Origin of the sequence: Flavivirga eckloniae (assembly GCF_002886045.1) — a bacterium.
Classification (GTDB): Bacteria; Bacteroidota; Bacteroidia; order Flavobacteriales; family Flavobacteriaceae; genus Flavivirga; species Flavivirga eckloniae.
Genome location: NZ_CP025791.1, coordinates 3,344,807 through 3,366,929, shown reverse-complemented (window position 1 = coordinate 3,366,929; position 22,123 = coordinate 3,344,807). Strand labels below are relative to the sequence as shown.

The window sequence follows — 22,123 nt, the reverse complement described above, 5'->3', positions numbered from 1 at the left end:
ATTATGAGTAATAAATTAATCGAACTTGCTTGCATTATAGACGATGATGATATATACATAAATCTAATAAAACGCGTCATTGAAACAAAGAAGCTCTGTGAAAACCTTATCGTTTTTAAAAACGGAAAGCAAAGTATAGATTACTTTCAGGCATTGCTAGAAAACTTAGATCGTGACAAAATTCCAGACATTATTCTTATAGATTTAAATATGCCTATTATGGATGGATGGGAGTTTATTGAACAGTTTACTAAAATAAAAAACAAGTTTAATAAATTAATTACGCTCTACATTGTTAGTTCATCTATAAACCCTGCAGATATTGATCGTGCAAAATCTTTAAATAGTATTGAAGGCTACCTTGTAAAACCTATTGTTATTAATAAATTAGAGCGTATTTTTAATAAAAGTGCGTAGTTATATTTTTAATAAAAAATTTCAACAAAAAACCCTCGAAACAAGACTCATGAAAATTCTTTTCGATTAAAATATTTTCCTTTTTTATTTCTTGCAAAGTAGTAACTTTAATCCCGCATAAAACCTTAGAGTTTATATATGATTAAATCTGAACTACGAACTAAATACAAAAAACTTCGAAATGATTTATCTCTTCATCAAATTGATGATTTAAGTATCTCTATTGCTAATCAAGTTTTAAAATTACCTATTTGGGATCACACTTTTTATCATTTGTTTCTTTCTATTAAAGAACAAAAAGAGGTTAACACAGATTATATCCTCAACATTCTATCTGGAAAAGATAAAAACATTGTTATTTCCAAGAGTGATTTTAAAACGGGACTTATGACCCATTTTCTTTTAACAGATAATACAACGATAAAAAAGAACAGTTATAACATTCCTGAACCTGTTGATGGGATACCTATTTTAAATGACAGTATTGAAGTCGTTTTTATCCCGCTTCTAGGTTTTGATAAAATAGGGAACAGGGTAGGTTATGGCAAAGGGTTTTACGATCGTTTTTTAGTAAATTGCAAACCAGAAACTATCAAAATAGGCTTGTCTTTTTTTGAAGCCGAAAATAGCATTACAGATGTTTATGAAAATGATGTAACGTTGAATTATTGTGTAACTCCTAAAACTGTTTATTCGTTTTAGTTTATTAATGTCAGTTTATATTGAACTCTGAGAGCTAAGACACAAATTTGTATGAGTAGGGTTGCTTTCTATACAAATCCTATTGATATAAGTTTCTTTTGATGGTTATTCTTTTGTATGGTTTCTTTATTGTCTCAGTGATTTTCTCTTTAATTAAATAGGTGTTATGTGTTTATAACCCTCCGAATCCCGATTTTATCGGGATCCACCTCCCTTTTTTAAAGGGAGGAGCAAGGTACATTCAGGTTGTTTACTAAAAAATAAACTGTGTTTATATATAAATAAACTATATGTAAGCCCACCACAAGTATCTTTAGACAAGAAACCTTAACCTTCGTTCGGGGTTTTAGTCATTTATATTTTGCTCCTTCTAGACATTAAGAAGCAATACTTATTAGTAAAATAACAACTATTTATCTGTTGAAGTTTCTGGATTATCGTTGTCGTTGGTATTTTCCTCTTGCTTTCTCTTAGGGAATGCTTTTTTATTAAAAATAATCAGCATTACAAAACCTGTACTTATGGCTACATCGGCTACATTGAAAACAGGTTCGAAAAATGTAAAGAATTCGCCTCCGTAAAATGGTACCCATTCAGGCAAATAATTATTATACAAAGGAAGGTGCAGCATATCGACTACCTTACCATGAAGTAAGCTATCGTAGCCCCCAGCTTCTGGTAAAAATGATGCAACTTGACCATAGCTATGGTCAAATAAAATACCATAGAAAACAGAGTCTATAATATTGCCCAGAGCTCCAGCAAAAATTAAGGCAATAGATAATATTAATATTTTCGAATTTTTATTTTTAGTTGCTGTATACAACCAATAACCTATACCGGTAATAGCAACAATTCTAAATAATGTTAATATTGTTTTTGCAGTTCTATCTGATATAAATGAAGTGAAGTCACTAATTTTAGTCCCCCAGGCCATACCATCATTTTCAATAAAAAAGATTTTAAACCAGCTAAATACTTCTACGCTTTCTTGAAGTCTAAAATGCGTTTTTATATATATTTTACTTATTTGATCTACAAGTAAAATAAGTATGATGAGTATGATAGATTTTTTTAAGGGCATTTCTTTTTTTAAATAAAAAACGCCTCGTTTAAAATCGAGACGTTTCGAATGTTATATTTTATAATTACTGCATGTTTTTTGCTTCTATACTTAAAGTAGCGTGAGGTACTAACTTTAAGCGCTCTTTGTTAATTAGCTTCTTTGTTACACGACAAATACCGTATGTTTTATTTTCTATTCTAATTAACGCATTTTTAAGATCACGAATAAACTTTTCTTGTCTAATAGCTAGTTGCGAATTAGACTCCTTACTCATAACAGCACTTCCTTCATCAAAGGCCTTAAATGTAGGTGACGTATCTTCTGTTCCATTATTATGGTCGTTCATATACGCACTTTTTATAAGATCTAAATCATGCTGTGCTTTTTCTATCTTTTCCGTTATTAACTCTTTAAACTCTGCTAAGTCTTTGTCAGAATATCTTACATTTGCGTCTGTACTCATAATTTCTAATGTTTTTGTATAAACAATTTGGTATTCACATCATCAAAGGCAATCTCAATACCATTGTCTAATTTATCAATAATTTCAAGTTCATTGGTTAAGGTTTCTGTTTTAATATAAGTCATATTTGCATTAACAGCATTTATAACATTATCATCTTTTTGAAGCATGACATCAATTCTATCTGTTACTTCAAAGCCTGAATCCTTACGCAAATTCTGTATACGATTTATAAGTTCTCTTGCAATACCTTCTCTTCGTAAATCATCAGATATTGTAACATCAAGAGCAACTGTTAACGATCCTTCGTTTGCAACCAACCAACCTTCTATGTCCTGAGATGTAATCTCTACATCTTCAAGCTCTAAAGTAATATTTTTTCCATTAATTTCAACATCTAAAACACCATTTTGTTCAATTTTTTTAATATCCTCGGCATTTAACGTTTTGATCGTATTGGCTATTTGCTTCATTTCTTTACCAAAACGAGGTCCAAGTGCTTTAAAATTGGGCTTTATTTGTTTTACTAATATATCTGAGGCTTCTTCTAAAAGCTCAACTTCTTTAACATTAACTTCATGTTTTATTAATTCGGAAACTGCTAAAACTTCCTCCTTTTGCTGTGCATTATCAACCGGAATCATTATTTTTTGAAGCGGCTGACGTACTTTTATTTTTTCTTTAGCTCTTAACGATAAAACCAACGACGATATTGTTTGAGCACTTTCCATTTTACGTTCTAAGCTTTTATCTACAAAAGCCTCATTATAAACAGGGAAGTTTGCTAGATGCACACTTTCAAATGATTCTTGTTTGGTAACCGAATTTAAGTCTAAATACAATCTGTCCATAAAGAACGGTGCAATTGGAGCACCTAGCTTAGCAATCGTCAACATACACGTATATAATGTTTGGTATGCCGAAATCTTATCTTGCTCGTAATCTCCTTTCCAAAAACGCCTTCTACTTAAACGTACAAACCAGTTACTTAGGTAATCTTGTGTAAAATCTGAAATAGCACGCGCTGCTTTAGTAGGCTCATAGTCTGCATAAAACGTATCTACTTTTTTGATTAGCGTATTCAGTTCTGATATAATCCAACGATCTATTTCTGGTCGTTCTTCTATCGCTATATCTGCCTCAGAATAATTAAACTTATCTAAATTAGTATATAAAGAGAAGAACGAGTACGTATTATAAAGTGTTCCAAAAAACTTACGCTTTACTTCTTCTACGCCATCTAAATCGAATTTCAAGTTATCCCAAGGGTTTGCATTGCTAATCATATACCAACGTGTAGCATCGGCTCCGTAATTCCCTAAAGTTTCAAACGGATCGACAGCATTCCCTAAACGTTTCGACATTTTCTGTCCGTTCTTATCTAAAACAAGTCCATTAGATACCACATTTTTATAGGCTACAGAATCGAAAACCATTGTTCCTATAGCATGTAGTGTATAGAACCAACCTCTTGTTTGATCAACTCCTTCTGCAATAAAATCTGCTGGAAAAGCCCATCCTAAATCCTTCCCTAAGGGAAGGACTTTTAATTTATTGCTTATTTTCTCTAAGGTACCATCAATATCGCCTATTACTTCTTCATTTGTAAAGCGAATTACGTTATAGCCTAAATCTTCTAAAATCTGTGTTCTTAATTTATCAGCTTCAACAACTTCGGGCTTATTGTGATACCCTCCATCGACTTCAATTACCAATCGTTGTGACAAACAAACGAAATCTACGATAAACTCATCTATAATATGCTCTCGCCTAAACTTATAATTATCAAGCTTTTTCCCTCTCAAAGATTCCCAAAGTATCGTTTCTGCTTGAGTTGGGTTTTTCCTTCTCTCTTCCTTTAATGTTTTAAGTAATGCGCACGAAGATTTTCTTGCTGTTTGATATCCAGGAGTTGCTGAAAGTGCTCCTTTGAAGGATTTAGGAGGCAATTCAAACGGATAATGCCATTGCGCATATGGCATAGAACCTGAATCGAACCAAACATCTATTAAATCGCTTTCGCGGAACATTTTTTGACCTGATGGTGATACTAACACAACAGCATCAACAATGTTTTTATGTAAATCTATCTTAGCATAATTTTCTTCGGAATTGTTTCCTACTTCAAAACCTTCAAAAATGTCCTTTTCTAAAACGCCAGCTGAAACTGCTTTAGTCATCTCAGATTTCAATTCCTCAACAGATCCTATACAGATTTCTTCTTTTCCATCTTCGGTTCTCCAAATTGGCAAAGGAATTCCCCAATAACGTGAACGTGATAAATTCCAATCGTTTGCATTAGCCAACCAATTACCAAAACGCCCTTCTCCAGTGCTTTTTGGTTTCCAGTTAATGGAATTGTTAAGCTCATGCATTCTTTCCTTAACATCGGTTACTTTAATAAACCAAGAGTCTAACGGGTAGTAAAGAATTGGTTTATCGGTTCTCCAACAATTTGGGTAACTGTGTTTATATTTTTCAACCTTAAAGGCTTTGTTTTCTTCTTTTAATTTAATGGCAATCTCAACATCTACAGAACGATCTGGCGCTTCTCCTTCGTTATAATATTCGTTTTTTACATACTTCCCAGCATATTCTCCCATTTCTGATCTAAAACGTCCTTGTAAATCTACAAGAGGTACCAGATTTCCATTTTCATCTTTCACCAACATAGGAGGCACTTCTGGTTTGGCTTGTTTAGCAACCAAGGCATCGTCTGCTCCAAAAGTAGGTGCCGTATGTACAATCCCTGTACCGTCTTCTGTGGTTACGAAATCTCCGGAAATGATTCTAAACGCATTTTCTGGATTATCGTTTGGTAATGCGTAAGGTAATAGTTGCTCGTAAGTGATTCCTACTAAATCTTTCCCTATAAATTCTTTAACAACATAAAACGGAATTTTTCCTGCTTTGCCGGTTGGCTGGTTATCGCCAGATTTATAGTTTAATAACTCTGATTTGTCTTCTACTTGATTGAACTTCCCAGAAAACTGATAGCTAACTAATTTCTTAGCTAAAACTACTTTTATTGGCTCGAATGTATATTGATTATACGTTTCAACTAACACATAATCAATTTTAGGACCAACGGTTAAGGCTGTATTACTTGGTAAGGTCCAAGGTGTGGTCGTCCATGCCAAAAAGTGAATATCTCCTTCGTTTTGCAAAAAGTCTGGTAATGATTCCTGATTAGCTTTAAACTGAGCAACAACTGTTGTATCTGTTACATCTTGATATGTTCCGGGTTGATTTAACTCGTGCGAGCTTAGCCCTGTTCCTGCTTTTGGTGAATAAGGTTGTATGGTATACCCTTTGTACAGTAATTCTTTGCTATAAATTTGCTTTAATAACCACCAAACGCTTTCCATATATTTAGGATCGTAGGTAATGTACGGATCGTCCATATCGACCCAATATCCCATTTTTTGGGTTAGGTCGTTCCAGACATCTGTGTAACGCATAACGGCTTTACGACATGCGGCATTATAATCTTCTACTGAAATGGTTTTACCTATATCTTCTTTGGTAATCCCTAATTCCTTTTCAACACCTAACTCTATTGGCAACCCATGCGTATCCCAACCAGCTTTACGCTTTACCTGGTAGCCTTTCATGGTTTTGTAACGAGGAAAAATATCTTTAATGGCACGTGCTAAAACGTGATGTACTCCCGGAAGTCCATTTGCCGATGGCGGTCCTTCATAAAACACATACGGTTCGTTACCTTCTCTTGTTGTAACACTTTTTTCAAAGATGTTATTTTCTTGCCAATATTGCAGTATCTCATTTGCTACATTTGGTAAGTCAAGTCCTTTATATTCAGGAAATTTCATCTGCAATTTTTTATTTGTTTTTTAATGGACAGATGTAAACTTTGTTTTTAAACCTTCTACTCTTGGTAATCAGCTAAATATCAAAGTTTTCGTGCTCATTTACTATACATTCTTATAAGGATGCGAATTTAAAGAATTTTGAGGAAATAGAAGTAAAAAATCGGGACGAACTAACAACTATTAAGTTACTTTTTTTGATTTATAGCATTTTTCTAAAAGCACATGATTTTTGGATGGAAAATAAGGGTTTATATAGATTGTTTTTTTTCTATTATTCTTTTTACCGTCTATAACTTTTTCGCCGACAATGCTTATGACTTTATTATAGAACAACTCTAGTTTTTTTGTGAGAAAAAGCCCTTATTTGCAATTATCTTTTGTACATTAGTCTTATTAATTTAAAACCTCATCTCATCATGTTCAATAAAAAAGCACAATCTGCTATTTGGTTAATTACAGCTACTATTATAGGTGCATATTCCTTAGGTTATGGCGTTGCTATAATTTTCTAAAAACAACTTAAAACACTCTTAAACAATAAGTTAAAAATTACACAAGATACAATGAGGCTGCCTAAAAAGTATATTAAATGCTATTTTGAGCTCTTCGACTGTGCTCCTTAACAAAACTTTTTAGACAACCTCACAAGTTGTTTTATTTTTTTAACTAATTAAGTATTTCTCGAATTTATTTTCGATTAAAACCAAGGTTTTCGACCTACTTGATATGTATTATAAAACTCTTCATCTGATTTAGTAAGATAAATAATCCCTTCAATAAATGGTATTATTCCTGCAATTCCACAAGTAACAACAGATGCAATTATTTGTATAATGCCTTCTTTATTGTAACCCAAAACAAATTTATGAACCCCTAAAGATCCTATTAAAATGGCAAGGATTCCAGCTAATACTTTTTTGTTTTCACCAGTTACATTCTCAAAAGTTTCTTTTGCACCTTCGGCAAAATCAGATGCAGATTCTTTAACATCTTCGAAGGTTTCTTTTGCTTTTTCTTTTGCTTCTTCCGCAAATTCTCCGGCTTTATCGGCTGCTTTTTTTGCACCCTCTTTAGCATCACCTAACATATCGTTTAGGTCGTCACTTAAATTCTTTTCATCAGACATAATATTCTATAATTTTTGGTTATGATAATAAAGGTAATAAAAAATTAAATTCATTCACAAAAACACCACATTAACAGCGTGTTATCTATTCAATCCTTATCCATTATTCTTTTTAAAAACCCCTTTGTCTTTTTCGACACTTCAGATAGTGTTTCTTTAGCTTCTTCAGCAAATTCTTCTAGTTTATCGCTTGCCTCATCTACAAATACAACTGTTTTTTCGGCGACCTTATCTAGCTCTTCTCCTGCTTCTTCGGCAAACTCTTTTGCTTTTTCTTTAGCTTCTGCATACTTCTCTTTAGCTTCAACGGAAAGTTTGGCTCCTTTTTCTTTAGCAATTTCTGTATAGTCTTCTAATTTTTCGCTCGCTTCCTCAAAAAACTCTCCAGCTTTTTCCTTGGCTTTATAATATATCTCCTTGGCTTCCGCCTTTAATTTTTCAGCTTTATCATTTGTGGAGCCTTTACTTTTATTGGAATCGTCCTTTATAACCTCAGCTACATAAATTTTATCATTGGGTTGACTTTTTTTAGATTCTTCAGACATAACTATTTGGTTTTAATGCTCTCTATTTGTATGTCTATCAACTTATAATAACGTTACATATAGGGCTTAAAAATTTATCTGAACATCATGATTATGCCTCCTGCGGCTGTAACAATTAATATAAATCGTCTGTAATTTATATTTGAAATGAGTTTTACAATGGCCACACCTACAAAAAAACCAATGATTATAGCCGGAATTAAAACAGAATTTAAAATAAGGGTTTCCTTGTTTATTGTTTTCCAAACGAAAAAATGAAAGGGCAGTTTAAATACGTTGATAATAAAAAATAACCACGCTGCGGTTCCTATAAACTCATTTTTGGGTAAGCGCATGGCCAAAAAATAAATATTGGAAACGGGACCTGCCAGATTACCAACCATGGTTGTAAATCCTGCTAAAAATCCAGCAGTACCAGAAAACCATTTGTTTGTTGGTATTTTAGTAGTTTTTCTATTTTCTGTATAAAACATAATGAGTACAGAAAAAATTATAATTACTGCCATTATTCTTTTGAATACTGTTTCGGAAATATCGTTCCCGATCCATACCCCGATTAAAACACCTATGATCATCCATGGCATGAGCTTCTTTACATACCCCCATTGCGCATGTCTGTTATAATATATTACTGCAAAAATATCGGCTGCGATGAGCATAGGCAACAGCACACCTGTTGAAGCCTTTTCACCAAAAACAAAGGCCAGCATAACCACTATTATGATACCTATTCCTTTAATTCCGGACTTGGACAACCCCAACAAAAAAACTGCAAAACAAATAGCAGACCATTGTAATGCAGTTAAATTATATGATTCTAGTATTTCTAAATATGTCAATTATTTGCGGTTAGAGCTTATTTGGTAATAAAGCTAAATTACAAAAAGGCTTTATCAATAGGCTCCCAAAGTTCAATTTTATTACCATCGTTATCTAAAATCCAACCAAATTTTCCGTATTCGTACTCTTCAACTTCTCCAACAATGGTTACACCTTCTTCTTTTAAAATTTTAAGCAATTCGTGTAAATTTTCCACACGATAATTAAACATGAAGTCCTTTTTAGATGGCTCATAATATTTAGTGTCTTCAGAAAATGGTCCCCATTGCGTAGAACAGTCATTTCCTTCTTTATCTTTCCACCAAAAGGTACAGCCATAATCATCGGTATTAAATCCTAAATGCTTTTTGTACCAATCTTTTGTTGCATTAGGGTCTTTCGATTTAAAAAACACCCCACCTATCCCTGTTACTCTGTTTTTCATCTTTTTCGATTTTTAATAGCACTTTCGTAAATACTAATCCATTCTTCTGCCGATAGCTTAGTTGTTAGCTCACCTATAAGCTCATATGGAATATCCTCTATATGCTTAAAACGGACACAGCTTTTCCCCATATCAAGCTTACGTTTGCTATGTTTAGGGTATTCGTTTACAAACCAATCGTACAGTTCCTTTTTAGCATAAATTCCACTATGATAAAGGTTTACTGAGTTTTTTTGAGATGCAAAACTCATAAAAGGCAAAGGTATTTTTGGATCGCAGTGATAGCCATCTGGATACACAGCGTGGGGGACATAAAACCCAATCATTTTATAAATTATCCCTTCCTCAAAACCCTTTGGTAAATTATCGTTTATTACTTTTCTAAGTTTATTTAACGCATCTTGGCGTTCTTGCGGCACCTGACTTATATAGTCTTCTGGCGAATCGGCTTCATATTGCATGATTTTAATTATTTACGTTGTAATATTAATCCAGATATTAAAGATATAACAAATCCAATAAGCACTACTGTGAAGCACATTAAAAACGCCATAAACATGGGGTCTCCATATGCTTCCGTTTGCGCTATAAGCTCGGCTTTTTTAATTTTGAATTCATCGGCAGAAAGCGTCGTTTCCATGGTTTTTAAAGTCGCATCCAGATATTCCGTTAAGAAATCTGGATTAATGAGGGTTGTATAAATATAATCGGCTATCCCCACACCTACACCTGTTAAAATCGATATTAATGTACCTATTCCAATGGCTTTACCTAGCGAAATAACACCTTCGTTCTCTTTATCCCGATAATGCTTAATTCCAAAAAAGACAAATGATAGTGATGCCACCATGGCAACATACCCCAAAACCTCTTGCAAAGACATGCTTAAGCTTCTGGTTAATAAAATGCTGGAGAGAAAGCATATAATTCCTGCTAACCATCCATAAAGGCCAAACTTTTTAATTGTGCTTTGCATAATTGCTGTGTTTTATTAAACATGTTGATCTATAAGAATAGCATTACCATCGGGATCTTTTATAACAAAACTTGCCGGACCTGTAGTACTCTCGTCTGCTTCGCTTTCAAATTTGGTAGCTTTGTTTTTTAAGTGTTTTTGAATGTCCCGAACATCTGTAAAAGCATCCAGTTTGTTTGCACTTTCATCCCAACCAGGATTGAAGGTTAAAATATTATCCTCGAACATCCCTTGAAAAAGCCCGATTAAAACATTACCATTTTTCATAATGAGATAATTCCTTTCTAAATCGCCCGCAAAAACCTTAAATCCTAGATTTTCATAAAATACTTTTGATGCGTTGATATCTTTAACGCTTAAACTTACCGAAAATGCTCCTAATGTCATATTGTTTATTTTTAAAAATTAATGATAATACCGTCTCTACATTAAATTGACGTAATAAAACTACTAGTGATTATTAAAACAGCCCTCATACTAAAGTACCAAATACTCAATACTCTAGTTCTAAATCTATAAAATCTTATGGTCTTTTGCAATTTGAATAGCTTGTGTGCGTCTTTTGGCATTTAGTTTTACTAACAAATTGGAAACATGTGTTTTGATTGTACTTTCTGATAGAAAAAGTTTTTCGGCAATTTCTTTGTTTGATAATCCTTGTGAAATTGCTTGAAGGACTTCATATTCGCGAGAAGTAATTTCCAGTTCTTTAATTTTTTTGTGATCGATCTCATCGCTAATGTTTTGCGGTTTGTGAAGACTTTTTTTATTAATATAAACGCCTATAACAAAAAACACGATGGCTATAACTACTATAACAAATTCGATTGTGGTTTCTCCTGCAAGCAACGTGTATTTGCTAATTCTAAAAAGCGTGAAAAGCGCAATAGCTAATAAAGCAAAAACTACAACAGTTTTTTTCATATGCTAAATTTAGCAAAACTTGGCCTTAATTTTATCGACTATGGTTTGCGCTAATTTTTCTTTGCTTTCAATAGTCCAACCAGCTACGTGTGGCGATAAAATAACATTTTGCGACTTCATTAAGTATTGAAAAGCTTCCGGCACTTCGACTTCGCTCAGTGACCGCTCTTCGACTTCGCTTTGCGACCCTGAATTACTTTTAAATAAATTTTCGAAAGATGATTTTTCGTATTCTAAAACATCAAGTCCAGCTCCTAATACTTTGCCCAATTTTAACGCTGAAACCAAATCTTTTGTCACAACGCTTTTTCCTCTTGCAGTATTTATAAACCAGAATGGTTTTTTAAATTGATTAATAAATGTCTCATTAATCATATTCAAGGTTAAAGGCGTTTGAGGTGTATGTAGGCTTACCACATCTACGCTTTCCTGAAACTCACTTAGCGACACTTGTTTTGCATTGGCATCTCCTACTTGTTCTTTAATGTCGTAACACAACACTTCAACATCGAAACCTCTTAATTTTCTTGAAAAGGCCTTCCCCATATTTCCATAACCAATAATTCCAACTGTTTTACCATCGAGTTCTACCCCTCTATTATCTTCACGCAGCCACTTACCTTGTCTAACTTCTATGTCTGCTTTATTAAGTTTGTTAAATAATGATAATAGCATACCCAAAGCATGTTCTCCTACGGCATTTCTATTTCCTTCGGGAGCTGCTATTAGTGTTATTCCTTTTTTTTCGGCATAATCGCAATCTATATTTTCCAGTCCAGCGCCAACACGTCCAATGAATTTAAGGTTTGTTGCAGCATCTAAAAATGGCGCATCGATAGTAAAACGACTTCGTAAAATAATGCCATCATAATCTTTAATCTTAGTTTCAATCGTTTCTTTTGACGATGTATAATCTTCGTGATTGGTAAATCCTAAATCGTTAAGTTGGTTGAGTAATAATTCGTGATTGGTATCTAAGTGAAGTATTTTCATTTAATTCTTTGTAAAAAGTAAGTGTTCTATTTATGAAATGCTGAAACTAGTTCAGCATGACTGAAGTCAAATTTTCGGATAATGGGTTTGGGTTTTTTCGTGTTTTACATTTCCTGTATGGGCTGTGGATAATTTTTCAAAAAGCAACACATGCACCTCTTCATCATTTTTTGTGCATGGGTTATGTTCTACACCTTTTGGTACTACTATAATTTCACCTTCTTTAACTGTTTCTGTTCTATCTCGAAATTGCATATACAAAGTTCCCTTTACAACTTGAAATAACTCATCTTCTTCCTCATGACTATGCCATACAAATTCACCTTTTATTTTGGCTAAGATCACTTGCATATCGTCTACTACAGCAATTTGATGTGGGTGCCAGTTTTTGCTAAATTTTGAAAACTTATTCTTGATATTTATTGCTTCCATATTGTAAAATTAAGACAACAGAAATGGTTGTAAATGTATATTGAGCCCGAAAGTATAATCCAAAAACAAATAGGTAGTTTAACTATATAGGCTTATTATTAATTCTGCAATCCAAAAATAAAGCAGAATCCCTAAAATATCGTTACTAGTTGTTATAAATGGTCCTGTTGCTATGGCGGGGTCTACACCTTGTTTATTCAAAAACAAGGGCACAAAAGTCCCTATTAATCCCGCAACAATTATTACGGCTACTAACGAAACCGATATGGCTATCGCTTTATCCAGCTCGCCTTTGTAAAACCAAACAAATAAAAACAGAAAAATAGCGAGTATAATACCGTTTAGTGCCGCTAAAAGCATCTCTTTTATCAACCTGCTATTAACACTTCCTCTAACATCGTCGTTAGCGAGTCCTTGTACAATAATGGCACTAGACTGCACACCTACATTACCTGCCATTGCAGCAATTAAGGGGGTGAAAAAGAAAAGAATTGCTTTTTCTTTAAATGATTCCTGAAACCCTTCCATGATTAAAAAGGCTCCAACACCTCCTACTAAGCCTAAAACCAACCACGGTAGTCGTGCTCGGGTAAGCTCTAAAATACTATCATCGGCGACTACATCCCCTGTAATACCCGCTGCCAATTGATAATCTTTTTCGGCTTCTTCTTTTAAAACATCTACAATATCATCGATGGTTATTCTTCCTAAGAGAATCTGGTCTTCATTAACTACAGGAATAGCTTCCAAATCGTACTTTGCCATAATTTTGGCAACATCTTCAACATCTTCATCAACCTTAACGTAATCTACATTTGATATGTAGATGTCTGATATTTTTTTATCGTTTTTAGCTACAATAAGGTCTTTTAAAGATAAGCGACCTATTAATTTTTCCTGCTTATCTACTACGTAAATGGAGTGTACTCTAGTAACTTCTTTAGCTTGCCCTCTAATACGTCGTAAACAACCTGCCACTGTCCAGGTTTCATAAACTTTTACGAGTTCTTTCGCCATAAGACCTCCGGCAGAATCTTCATCGTAGGCCAGAAGCTCTGTAATTTCTGCTTTATGCTCCTCGTCTTCAATTTTCGAAATAACCTCTTGCTGGCGTTCTTCGGGTAATTCCGAAATAATATCTACGGCATCATCGGTATCCAGCTCTTCAATTTCCTCGGCAATTTCTTTATCCGATAGATTCTTTAATATCTTTTCCCGGTTATCTTCATCGAGCTCTGTTAATACATCCGAAGTAGTTTCGGAATCCAGAAGTTTTATAACATAAATGGCTTCTTCTAGATTTAATTCATCTAGAATTTCGGCAATATCCGCGTAGTGAAACTCTTTTAAAAGCTTTTGTAGTTCTTTGTCGCTTTGTTCTTCGACCAATAACTTTACTTGCTCAATGAGTTCATCGGTGAGTTGAAATTGTATGTTTTCTTTTTCTTCTAACAAAAAAGGAAAATTTAAACGGTTTATACGTCCTTTTCTATTAATCCGGTGAGTTCAATAAACTCTTGAACGTTTAATTGTTCTGGACGTTTGCCAAATATAACATTTGCTTTTAAATTATCTGATAAATTGAATGTTTTTAAACTGTTACGAAGTGTTTTTCTACGCTGCTGAAATGCTGTTTTTACAACTTTAAAAAACAAAGCATCGTCGCAGGGTAATGCATAGTCTTTTTTTCTGATAAGGCGTAATACACCAGAATCTATTTTTGGTGGTGGATTAAAAACATTTGGTGGTACGGTGAATAAATATTCTGCGTTGTAATACGCCTGAGTTAAAACCGATAGAATGCCATATACTTTACTGCCTTCTTTAGAGCAAATACGTTGTGCAACTTCTTTTTGAAACATTCCCGAAAATTCTGGGATTTGGTCGCGCATTTCTAGAGTTTTAAAAACTATTTGGGTCGATATATTATATGGAAAATTACCTATTATAGCGAACGGTTCTTGTTTAAAAACATGATTTAAATCGTACTTTAAGAAGTCTTTTTCTATAATTCTTGGTGCTAGATTTAAATAATTGGCTTGCAAATATTCTACCGATTCTGTATCGATTTCTATCACATAGGTTGTGATCTTCTTTTTTAGCAAATACTTTGTTAATACACCCATTCCCGGTCCTATCTCTAAAACATTTTTATAATCTTTTAAAGTGAGGGTATCGGCAATTTTTTGTGCAACAGATTCATCGTTTAAAAAATGCTGTCCTAAATACTTTTTTGCTTTTACTTGGTGTTGGTTTGGGTTATGCGCCACAATCACAGATGTTTTAAGTACAAAGGTAAGTTATATAAATGGATTCCTTGTTTCGGCTACGCTCAATGAACATGCATGGGTTCTTTAAAACTTTAGCTCGTTAAGTTAAACTATTAGTTTAGGCCTGATAGGTTTTAAAACCTATCAGGTCTTTAGGCTATGTGCTAAATGGAAATGGTAAGCTATTGAAAGTTTACTGTGTATTCATCAATAATTTGAAGTTCTGTTCTAAAAGCCAACATCTTATCTGCGAATTTCTTCTGTCCGTCGTTTCTTAGCTTTTCGGCATCTTCTTTATAGTAAGCATCTAAAGCTTCTCGAGAATACGATCTATATTGAATAGAGTATGTTACGCCACCCATGTCTTCTTCTACCAAGACTCTGGATAGTGTCGCTTTTTCAAACTTTCCTGTTGCCAATACTTGAGGAATGTGCTCTTTAATCCATGCCAACCATTCATCATGAATGCTTTCGTCTATGTTTGCGGTTACGTTGTAAATTATCATTTTAATTAGCTTGTAGATTCCTGTCTACACACTGGACTGTGTTCAGTGTGACATGTTGGAATGACAGATTTATTTATATGTTTTTTGCAAATAACAGGAGTTCTTCGTCATCTTCAAAAAGTTTTACCTTTTTTTCACATATAAAGCCCAATTTTTCTAATAGTTTGATGGAGTTTAAGTTTGTTGGTAATGTAATGGCTACTACTCTTTTTAAACGGAATTGTTCTTTAGCCATTTTTAAAATAGCAACGGAAGACTCATATCCAAAACCTTTCCCTTCGTATTCTGGAAGGAAAGCAAAACCAATATCCACATCGTCCAAACCTTCTCTTTTCACCAATCCGCAAGAACCTATAGGTTTATTACTTTCTTCTTTTAATAGGAGTTTATAAAATCCAAACCCAGAATCCTCATAGCTTTTTAAATGGGTATTTCTAATATAAGATTCTGCATCTTCGGTTGTTCTAATACTTCTATCTCCTATATATTTTAACCAATGTGGTGTGTTTACTAATTCTTTAAAAAAGGAGGCGTCTTTTAAAGTGAATTTTTCCACTAAAAGACGATTTGTTTCTGCTACTATCATCTTAATTTATCGCATCTCCTCTCAAAGCCCTATATCGCTTTCTAGCATCTACAAAACAAATACTATCGGCATGATTAAAAATAATTTGCTCGTACAGCGCTTTTGCCTTTTCTGGAAGATTCAATTGGTCCTCATAAATTTTGGCTAGCTTAAAAAGGGCGTCATCTATTAAAATACCTTCTCTATAATTAGCAATAATGGCATCATAGTTGGCTGCTGCTTTTTCGTATTGTTTTTTAATTTCGAATAATTGTGCCTGCTTATATAATGCCTGAGCTATTATGGGTTCTGTTTTGTGCTCGTTTAAAATCTTATTTAATAATGTTATAGATTCTTCGTTTCTGTTTTGAAAGGCAAGTAGGTCTGCCTTTGCATAAAGTTTTAATGCTGTTTGCAAAGAATCCTCATATTTATTATCGGAAATGAGTAGTTTTAAGTCGAGTGCATCGTTTGCAATAAGTTGGGATGTTGACGCTTTTAAAATTTTAAGCTGCGATTCTGCCCACTTAAAATCACCTTTATAATAACTCGCTTTTGCTACTTTATACCGCGCTTCTTGAGAAATAGTACTGTTTTTTAAATTGCGCTGAATTTGTGTGTAATAAATTAAAGCTTTATTAAAGTTTTCTTCCAGCACAAGAATATCTCCCAACTCCAATTTTACCTTTGCTTTTTGCATTTTAGACAGTGGTAATTTTAATGATTTTTCCAAAAACGTTGAGGCTTCATTAGTTTTATTCGTATAAAATGCTAAAAAATGCCCATAGGCAATTTGCAGGTTTAATGTTTGAGAAAACAATCCAAATTCTTTAAACAAGTCTAAATATTTAGCATTAATCGTTTTATAATCTTCTTTTGAGCTTTCTTTGGTTTCCAATTGAAGTAAATCGTAATGTGCTCTTAACTTAGTTCCTGCATCTTGAGCAGTTTCTATTACATATGTAAAAATTTCTCTAGCAACCTCTCCCTTGCCCTCATGAGAGGCTATTAATGCCAGCTCTTCTATTCTTCTTAAATTATCTGGTTGTCTGTTAAAAATTGCTTTTTCCTGAATGAACGCCTTTTTATAATCTTTTTGCTGAATAAATAACCAGCTTAGCATTTCATTCCAAAGTAAATTAGGCTCTTGCTGGATTTTTTTAAGTAAAATTTTCCGAAATATTATATTGCTTTCGTTTTGGCTATCCTCACTTATAAAATCACTGATTAACCTTTTAACATTACTTAAGTTAACAGGTTCGGATTCGACAAACTGAATATAACCGGTAAACATTTTTTCTATGTTTCCCTGCTCTCCGTATATTTTAGCCAATTGCAGATTAAAATTAAAATCGGAGTTTAACGCCATAGCTTTTTCGTAAGATATAATGGCTTCGTTTAAAAGTGTATGATTTTGAAAACTTCTGGCAACTGAAAATACGTTATTGGCTCTAACATCTATACTCGCTATAGCTTTTTTGTAATGAATTGATGCGTTTTCCAAATCATTTTTAAGCTGGTAGTTATAGCCTAATTCTACTAAAAATGCTGGATAATTCATCCTTTTCATTATTTCTAGCAAAAATATTTCGGCTTCGTCGTATTGCTCCAGTTGTTGATGGGTACTTACAATATGACTAATGTAATTAATATTAGAAGAGGACCCGGCATACAACTTCTTGTATTCGTACAATGCTTTTTCGAAGTCTCCTTTTCTAATATATTCTTTTGCAAGAATATCGTTTTGAGAGCATACCGTAACGCTAATAAACAGGAATATGATTTGAATAAATCTCATATCGTAAATATAAGAAATGTAAAAATGTGGGTATTGTAAATATTTACTAATTTTTGAAATTTAGTGAAACTATTAGGTAAAACGAATTGAAATTAATGTTATCTGAGTCAGGTCAAAAACGTGACATGAGAATTCATTTTATTTTAGATTCAATTCGTGAGATTCCTGCCTTATTGAAACAAGTTCAACACAGGTCTCAGGGATGAAAAAAGAGGGTTTCGCAAAAAAAAATGCCCGAATAAAATTCGGGCACTAACCAACCAAAATAAATGTTCCATTAACTACCGTTAATAATAAAAAACGTTGTAATTATATGATTGGGGACAGTTTTAATATATGAATTAAATATATTCTATTTATTCACAACTGCAGTGACTTCGTTCTCGGATTTTGAGATCTCAAAATCTGAAAATAATATTTTACTTGCGAAAAAAATTAAGGTAATTAAGATTACGAGGCGTTTAATGTTTTTCATGGTTAGCTCAGTTTGTCGGTTTGGTGTAGCTAACCTCTAAAATATATATCTGAAAACAAAAGGAATCGAAATATATTCGTTAAACAGCATGCAAAATGCGCACTTAGTCGATATTAGGAATCTAAACCCTACTTTAGCGTAAGATTTTACATATAAAATAAAATTGTTTTTAATCGATAATACTAAACCCTGTATAAGATTGAAGCACTTCGGGAATTACAATACCATCTTTGGTTTGATAATTTTCTATAATTCCGGCAAGTACCCGTGGTAATGCTAACGAACTTCCATTTAAGGTATGTGCTAATTCATTTTTGCCTTTACTATTTTTAAAACGCAGTTTTAATCGGTTGGCCTGAAAGGTTTCAAAATTAGAAACTGAAGAGATTTCCAACCATCTATCCTGTGCTGTAGAAAATACTTCGAAATCGTATGTTAATGCAGATGTAAAACCTAAGTCACCTCCACAAAGTCTTAATATTCTATATGGTAATTTTAACTCTTTTAAAATGGTTTTTACATGTTCGACCATTCCATCCAAAGCTTCGTATGATTTACTTGGATGTTCAACACGTAAGATTTCTACTTTATCAAATTGATGTAATCTATTCAAGCCTCTTACGTGAGCACCATAGCTTCCAGCTTCTCTTCGAAAGCATGGTGTATAACCTGTAATACCTATTGGTAATTCGCTTTCACTTAAAACCACATCCCTAAAAATATTAGTTCCGGGCACCTCTGCTGTTGGTATTAAATACAAATTATCTGCTGTAACATGGTACATTTGCCCTTCTTTGTCTGGTAACTGTCCAGTACCAAAACCAGAAGCTTCGTTTACTAAATGTGGTAATTGGTATTCTGTGTAACCCGCCTCTGTGTTTTTATCTAAAAAATAAGCAATCAGTGCTCGTTGTAATCGTGCGCCTTTACCTTTATAAACTGGAAAACCTGCTCCTGTAATTTTATTTCCAAGTTCGAAATCTATAATATCGTACTTCTTGGCAAGCTCCCAATGAGGCAAAGCACCATCATGTAAAACGGGGATGTCTCCTTCTTTAAATACCTCTTCATTATCTTCTTCTGTATTACCACTAGGGACAATCTCGTTTGGTACATTAGGAATTTTATACAGTAATTCGTTTAATGCTTCAGATTTATTATTAAGTGCTTCTGTAAGCTCTTTTGAGGTTTCTTTTAACTGACTTGTTTTTTCTTTTAAAAGGTTTGCCTTTTCTGCCTCACCAGATTTAAACAAGTTTCCTATTTCTTTCGATAATGAATTAGACTCTGCCAAAGTGTTATCCAATTCTGCCTGAACACGCCTTCTCTCTTCATCTAAGGAGATAACATCTTGGATCATTTGAGTAGCATCAATATTTCTTTTTGCTAATCGTTCGATTACTAATTCTTTGTTTTCTCTAATAAAAGGAACTTGTAACATATTTTTGAAAATTTAAGCGACAAATTTAGGGAATTACTAAGATATTTAATCCTCTTTTGAGGGTAAAATCCAATCACTATGTTTGAATGTATTCCATTCAACATTGGCTATGTCTACTTTCGGGTTTATTAATCTTTTATAGGGCTTTCCGTTTACACTGATCTTGCAATCTACATAAACAGCTACATCTTCACCTTTTTCCAGAAACTTTTGTTTTAAATGCTGTGCAAATTGCCAGATAACATCTGGTTTCGAACCTGCGGAACGCTTTTGCTTATTTGTTAAATAGTCATCTAAATTAACTATCGAACTTTTACCGTTGTCTTTATTCTTAACACGATAGGTTATCGTGCTGCCTTTGGTTCTAAGCATCATGCGCCATGAAAGCCTATGTCCCTCTTCCGTCCAAAGCACATCATCTTCAATTAAATGATGCCTTAGAGGCAATCCAATTTGAACTATAAAATAAAAAAAGAAAATCGCTAAAAATGATGTTCTTAACTTTGGTATTACCACTTCTTCAGAATCATAAATAGGTTTCTTCTTCAAAAATATTTTTCGGATCGTTTCTGGGTCAAAAAAGAACAATGTAAATGCTAACGATAAGTAAGGAAAAATGCCTATTTGGAATACAAACGAATTAAACAAATGAAAGAAAACAGAGGCCACAAAAGCATATTTCCTTGTTGGTTTAAATAACAATAATGGTACAATTAAACCATCGAATAATATGCCGCCGTAAGCTAAAACATAATGCAACCATTTTTGCTGAAGTAACTCACCTACTATGATGTAATCCCTTTTACCTTTCATAAACATTTCTATGGCAGTAGCATTCAACCAATCTGGGTACAACTTTGCAACAGATGCATAGGTATAAACAATAAAAAGCTGTAGTACTATTGCCAGGCGACACCATTGTGGCATGGATAAACTTCTTAATTTGGGATTTCGTTTAACGTCTATTGAAGCATATCTATGAGCTGGCAGACATGCCATGATGCTGCTTAAAAGCATCAATAAATAGTAATGGTTATTATAGGCAGATTTCTGCATTAAATAAGTCGCAGACCACATTAAGGCAAAACATATAGCGCTTAACCTATATTTGTAACCAACCATAATGAATAATGCAAATACTCCCATTACGATGTAGTAATAATACATGCCGTTTCCCGGAAGTGGTTGCAACCACTCAAAACCTATAAATGAAAAAGTAAATTCTGGTTCTATAAGGGTTCGCTTAACCCAACCTGTAAAAATAGCGCCAACCGATTCTAAAAAACAAAGAAGTCCGAAAAAAATTCGGAAAACCACTAATTGGGAGTTATCAATATTTTTAAAAAACCATTTATTGAGCATGATGTGTTGCTATGTAGGTAAGCGCAGTTTCTTTATCTTTTTTTAATTGCATTTTTAGGGCTTCAACCGATTCGAATTTTTCTTCGTCTCGAATACGGCTTAATAATTCAATTTGAACATTTTTACCGTAAATATCATCATTAAAATTAAAAAAATGAACTTCAATCGTTTCTTTTTCGCCATTAACTGTTGGATTTAAACCAATATTCATCATACCATAAATTAATGCTTCATCAACCATAGCTTTTACAATGTAAGATCCCTGCTTGGGTATAAGTTTATAGTCTTCTTCTACTTTAATATTGGCTGTTGGAAAATTTAATTGTCTACCTAAGCCTTTTCCTTTGGTTACTGTTCCAGCTATTGAAAAATTATACCCCAAAAAGGCATTTGCTTTAATTACATCCCCTTCTTTTAGGGCTTTTCTAATTTTTGTAGAGCTAACCGCCACATCGTTTATATCTTGTGCCGATATTTCTTCGACTTCAAATCCATAAACTTCTCCAAACTTTTTTAAATCATCTATATTGGCATTTCTATTTCTTCCAAATCTATGATCGTAACCGATAATGACCTTTTTCGCATGTAACTTATCGACCAAAACCTGTTTTACAAAGTCCTCGGCTGTAAGACGAGAAAATTTCTTGGTAAACTCTTTAATGATTAAGTAATCTAACCCTAGTCCCTTCAGTATTTGGCGACGTTCGTTAATAGTGTTTATTAGCTTTATATTAAAGTCTTTCTGCAAAACCATTCGCGGATGCGGAAAAAATGTTAGAATTACAGATTTTAGCCCATCTGCTTCCCCGGTAGAAATTAGATGTTTAACTATTTTTTGGTGCCCTATATGAACGCCATCAAAAGTACCAATAGTAACCACAGTAGGCTCTACAGGTTTATATGTTTCGATATTTTTTACCTTACCCATTTAACAAGTTAAATTGTTAATTCCGTCTAAAAAAGCT

Annotated in this window: 23 protein-coding genes; 2 read left to right on the top strand and 21 right to left on the bottom strand. The window is 33.4% G+C overall.

Going from position 1 to position 22,123, the window contains the following annotated elements; translation table 11 throughout:
* Positions 1-3: 3 nt before the first annotated feature.
* Positions 4-417: a response regulator gene (locus C1H87_RS13940; protein ID WP_102756398.1), complete on the top strand. Its 414-nt coding sequence runs from the start codon at positions 4-6 to the stop codon at positions 415-417.
* 138 nt (positions 418-555) lie between these two features.
* A complete protein-coding gene (locus C1H87_RS13935) occupies positions 556-1,119 on the top strand; it encodes a 5-formyltetrahydrofolate cyclo-ligase (RefSeq protein WP_102756397.1) in 564 nt (187 codons plus the stop codon).
* 409 nt (positions 1,120-1,528) lie between these two features.
* On the opposite strand, the gene C1H87_RS13930 is transcribed toward C1H87_RS13935, so the two are convergent.
* The 21 genes from C1H87_RS13930 to C1H87_RS13830 form a co-directional block, all read right to left on the bottom strand.
* Entirely contained in the window at positions 1,529-2,203 is a 675-nt protein-coding gene (locus C1H87_RS13930) for a lipoprotein signal peptidase (RefSeq protein ID WP_102756396.1), read from the bottom strand.
* Positions 2,204-2,267: 64 nt separating this feature from the next.
* Positions 2,268-2,648, bottom strand: a complete 381-nt coding sequence (locus tag C1H87_RS13925; RefSeq protein ID WP_102756395.1) for a TraR/DksA family transcriptional regulator — start codon at positions 2,646-2,648, stop codon at positions 2,268-2,270.
* A 5-nt stretch (positions 2,649-2,653) separates the two neighbouring features.
* Positions 2,654-6,487, bottom strand: coding sequence for an isoleucine--tRNA ligase (ileS, locus tag C1H87_RS13920; protein WP_233783142.1), 3,834 nt, complete (start codon positions 6,485-6,487; stop codon positions 2,654-2,656).
* 691 nt (positions 6,488-7,178) lie between these two features.
* The gene (locus tag C1H87_RS13915; protein WP_233783140.1) at positions 7,179-7,607 is read right to left on the bottom strand and encodes a TM2 domain-containing protein; all 429 of its coding nucleotides are present in this window, start codon (positions 7,605-7,607) and stop codon (positions 7,179-7,181) included.
* Positions 7,608-7,696: 89 nt separating this feature from the next.
* A complete protein-coding gene (locus tag C1H87_RS13910) occupies positions 7,697-8,152 on the bottom strand; it encodes a hypothetical protein (protein WP_102756393.1) in 456 nt (151 codons plus the stop codon).
* Positions 8,153-8,226: 74 nt separating this feature from the next.
* Positions 8,227-8,991 carry a sulfite exporter TauE/SafE family protein gene (locus C1H87_RS13905; RefSeq protein WP_102756392.1) on the bottom strand — a complete coding sequence of 255 codons (765 nt, stop codon included), beginning with the start codon at positions 8,989-8,991 and terminating at the stop codon, positions 8,227-8,229.
* Positions 8,992-9,029: 38 nt separating this feature from the next.
* Positions 9,030-9,416 carry a VOC family protein gene (locus C1H87_RS13900; protein WP_102756391.1) on the bottom strand — a complete coding sequence of 129 codons (387 nt, stop codon included), beginning with the start codon at positions 9,414-9,416 and terminating at the stop codon, positions 9,030-9,032.
* Positions 9,413-9,877 carry a DUF1801 domain-containing protein gene (locus C1H87_RS13895; RefSeq protein ID WP_102756390.1) on the bottom strand — a complete coding sequence of 155 codons (465 nt, stop codon included), beginning with the start codon at positions 9,875-9,877 and terminating at the stop codon, positions 9,413-9,415. The genes C1H87_RS13900 and C1H87_RS13895 overlap by 4 nt, the downstream gene beginning before the upstream one ends.
* 8 nt (positions 9,878-9,885) lie before the next feature.
* A complete protein-coding gene (locus C1H87_RS13890) occupies positions 9,886-10,392 on the bottom strand; it encodes a DUF4199 domain-containing protein (protein ID WP_102756389.1) in 507 nt (168 codons plus the stop codon).
* Positions 10,393-10,407: 15 nt separating this feature from the next.
* Entirely contained in the window at positions 10,408-10,779 is a 372-nt protein-coding gene (locus C1H87_RS13885) for a VOC family protein (RefSeq protein WP_102756388.1), read from the bottom strand.
* 126 nt (positions 10,780-10,905) lie between these two features.
* Positions 10,906-11,316 (bottom strand): response regulator transcription factor, encoded by a 411-nt coding sequence (locus tag C1H87_RS23690; RefSeq protein ID WP_102756387.1) that lies wholly within the window; start codon positions 11,314-11,316, stop codon positions 10,906-10,908.
* A gap of 9 nt (positions 11,317-11,325) precedes the next feature.
* Complete coding sequence (locus tag C1H87_RS13875) at positions 11,326-12,309, bottom strand: 2-hydroxyacid dehydrogenase (protein WP_102756386.1); 984 nt, start codon at positions 12,307-12,309, stop codon at positions 11,326-11,328.
* A 66-nt stretch (positions 12,310-12,375) separates the two neighbouring features.
* Complete coding sequence (locus tag C1H87_RS13870; RefSeq protein WP_102756385.1) at positions 12,376-12,741, bottom strand: cupin domain-containing protein; 366 nt, start codon at positions 12,739-12,741, stop codon at positions 12,376-12,378.
* A 78-nt stretch (positions 12,742-12,819) separates the two neighbouring features.
* A complete protein-coding gene (mgtE, locus tag C1H87_RS13865; protein WP_199769295.1) occupies positions 12,820-14,196 on the bottom strand; it encodes a magnesium transporter in 1,377 nt (458 codons plus the stop codon).
* A gap of 20 nt (positions 14,197-14,216) precedes the next feature.
* Positions 14,217-15,011 (bottom strand): 16S rRNA (adenine(1518)-N(6)/adenine(1519)-N(6))-dimethyltransferase RsmA, encoded by a 795-nt coding sequence (gene rsmA / locus C1H87_RS13860; RefSeq protein WP_102758274.1) that lies wholly within the window; start codon positions 15,009-15,011, stop codon positions 14,217-14,219.
* A 182-nt stretch (positions 15,012-15,193) separates the two neighbouring features.
* The gene (locus C1H87_RS13855; protein ID WP_102756384.1) at positions 15,194-15,517 is read right to left on the bottom strand and encodes a DUF4286 family protein; all 324 of its coding nucleotides are present in this window, start codon (positions 15,515-15,517) and stop codon (positions 15,194-15,196) included.
* 73 nt (positions 15,518-15,590) lie between these two features.
* Entirely contained in the window at positions 15,591-16,103 is a 513-nt protein-coding gene (locus C1H87_RS13850; protein ID WP_102756383.1) for a GNAT family N-acetyltransferase, read from the bottom strand.
* A 1-nt stretch (position 16,104) separates the two neighbouring features.
* A complete protein-coding gene (locus C1H87_RS13845) occupies positions 16,105-17,880 on the bottom strand; it encodes a tetratricopeptide repeat protein (protein ID WP_102756382.1) in 1,776 nt (591 codons plus the stop codon).
* Between the two features lie 644 nt (positions 17,881-18,524).
* Positions 18,525-19,796 (bottom strand): serine--tRNA ligase, encoded by a 1,272-nt coding sequence (gene serS / locus C1H87_RS13840; RefSeq protein ID WP_102756381.1) that lies wholly within the window; start codon positions 19,794-19,796, stop codon positions 18,525-18,527.
* 45 nt (positions 19,797-19,841) lie between these two features.
* On the bottom strand, positions 19,842-21,158 hold the full coding sequence (locus tag C1H87_RS13835; RefSeq protein WP_102756380.1) for an HTTM domain-containing protein: 1,317 nt from the start codon (positions 21,156-21,158) through the stop codon (positions 19,842-19,844).
* Positions 21,148-22,086, bottom strand: a complete 939-nt coding sequence (locus C1H87_RS13830) for a bifunctional riboflavin kinase/FAD synthetase (RefSeq protein WP_102756379.1) — start codon at positions 22,084-22,086, stop codon at positions 21,148-21,150. Before C1H87_RS13830 ends, C1H87_RS13835 begins: the two co-directional genes overlap by 11 nt.
* Between the last annotated feature and the right edge of the window lie 37 nt (positions 22,087-22,123).

What these genes read in the sequence shown, in the direction of transcription:
- C1H87_RS13940 (WP_102756398.1), top strand. Translation starts at nt 4, where the DNA reads ATGAGTAATAAATTAATCGAACTTGCTTGCATTATAGACGATGATGAT.
- C1H87_RS13935 (WP_102756397.1), top strand. Translation starts at nt 556, where the DNA reads ATGATTAAATCTGAACTACGAACTAAATACAAAAAACTTCGAAATGAT.
- C1H87_RS13930 (WP_102756396.1), bottom strand. Translation starts at nt 2,203, where the DNA reads ATGCCCTTAAAAAAATCTATCATACTCATCATACTTATTTTACTTGTA.
- C1H87_RS13925 (WP_102756395.1), bottom strand. Translation starts at nt 2,648, where the DNA reads ATGAGTACAGACGCAAATGTAAGATATTCTGACAAAGACTTAGCAGAG.
- C1H87_RS13915 (WP_233783140.1), bottom strand. Translation starts at nt 7,607, where the DNA reads ATGTCTGATGAAAAGAATTTAAGTGACGACCTAAACGATATGTTAGGT.
- C1H87_RS13910 (WP_102756393.1), bottom strand. Translation starts at nt 8,152, where the DNA reads ATGTCTGAAGAATCTAAAAAAAGTCAACCCAATGATAAAATTTATGTA.
- C1H87_RS13900 (WP_102756391.1), bottom strand. Translation starts at nt 9,416, where the DNA reads ATGAAAAACAGAGTAACAGGGATAGGTGGGGTGTTTTTTAAATCGAAA.
- C1H87_RS13895 (WP_102756390.1), bottom strand. Translation starts at nt 9,877, where the DNA reads ATGCAATATGAAGCCGATTCGCCAGAAGACTATATAAGTCAGGTGCCG.
- C1H87_RS13890 (WP_102756389.1), bottom strand. Translation starts at nt 10,392, where the DNA reads ATGCAAAGCACAATTAAAAAGTTTGGCCTTTATGGATGGTTAGCAGGA.
- C1H87_RS13885 (WP_102756388.1), bottom strand. Translation starts at nt 10,779, where the DNA reads ATGACATTAGGAGCATTTTCGGTAAGTTTAAGCGTTAAAGATATCAAC.
- C1H87_RS23690 (WP_102756387.1), bottom strand. Translation starts at nt 11,316, where the DNA reads ATGAAAAAAACTGTTGTAGTTTTTGCTTTATTAGCTATTGCGCTTTTC.
- C1H87_RS13875 (WP_102756386.1), bottom strand. Translation starts at nt 12,309, where the DNA reads ATGAAAATACTTCACTTAGATACCAATCACGAATTATTACTCAACCAA.
- C1H87_RS13870 (WP_102756385.1), bottom strand. Translation starts at nt 12,741, where the DNA reads ATGGAAGCAATAAATATCAAGAATAAGTTTTCAAAATTTAGCAAAAAC.
- C1H87_RS13855 (WP_102756384.1), bottom strand. Translation starts at nt 15,517, where the DNA reads ATGATAATTTACAACGTAACCGCAAACATAGACGAAAGCATTCATGAT.
- C1H87_RS13850 (WP_102756383.1), bottom strand. Translation starts at nt 16,103, where the DNA reads ATGATAGTAGCAGAAACAAATCGTCTTTTAGTGGAAAAATTCACTTTA.
- C1H87_RS13845 (WP_102756382.1), bottom strand. Translation starts at nt 17,880, where the DNA reads ATGAGATTTATTCAAATCATATTCCTGTTTATTAGCGTTACGGTATGC.
- serS (WP_102756381.1), bottom strand. Translation starts at nt 19,796, where the DNA reads ATGTTACAAGTTCCTTTTATTAGAGAAAACAAAGAATTAGTAATCGAA.
- C1H87_RS13835 (WP_102756380.1), bottom strand. Translation starts at nt 21,158, where the DNA reads ATGCTCAATAAATGGTTTTTTAAAAATATTGATAACTCCCAATTAGTG.
- C1H87_RS13830 (WP_102756379.1), bottom strand. Translation starts at nt 22,086, where the DNA reads ATGGGTAAGGTAAAAAATATCGAAACATATAAACCTGTAGAGCCTACT.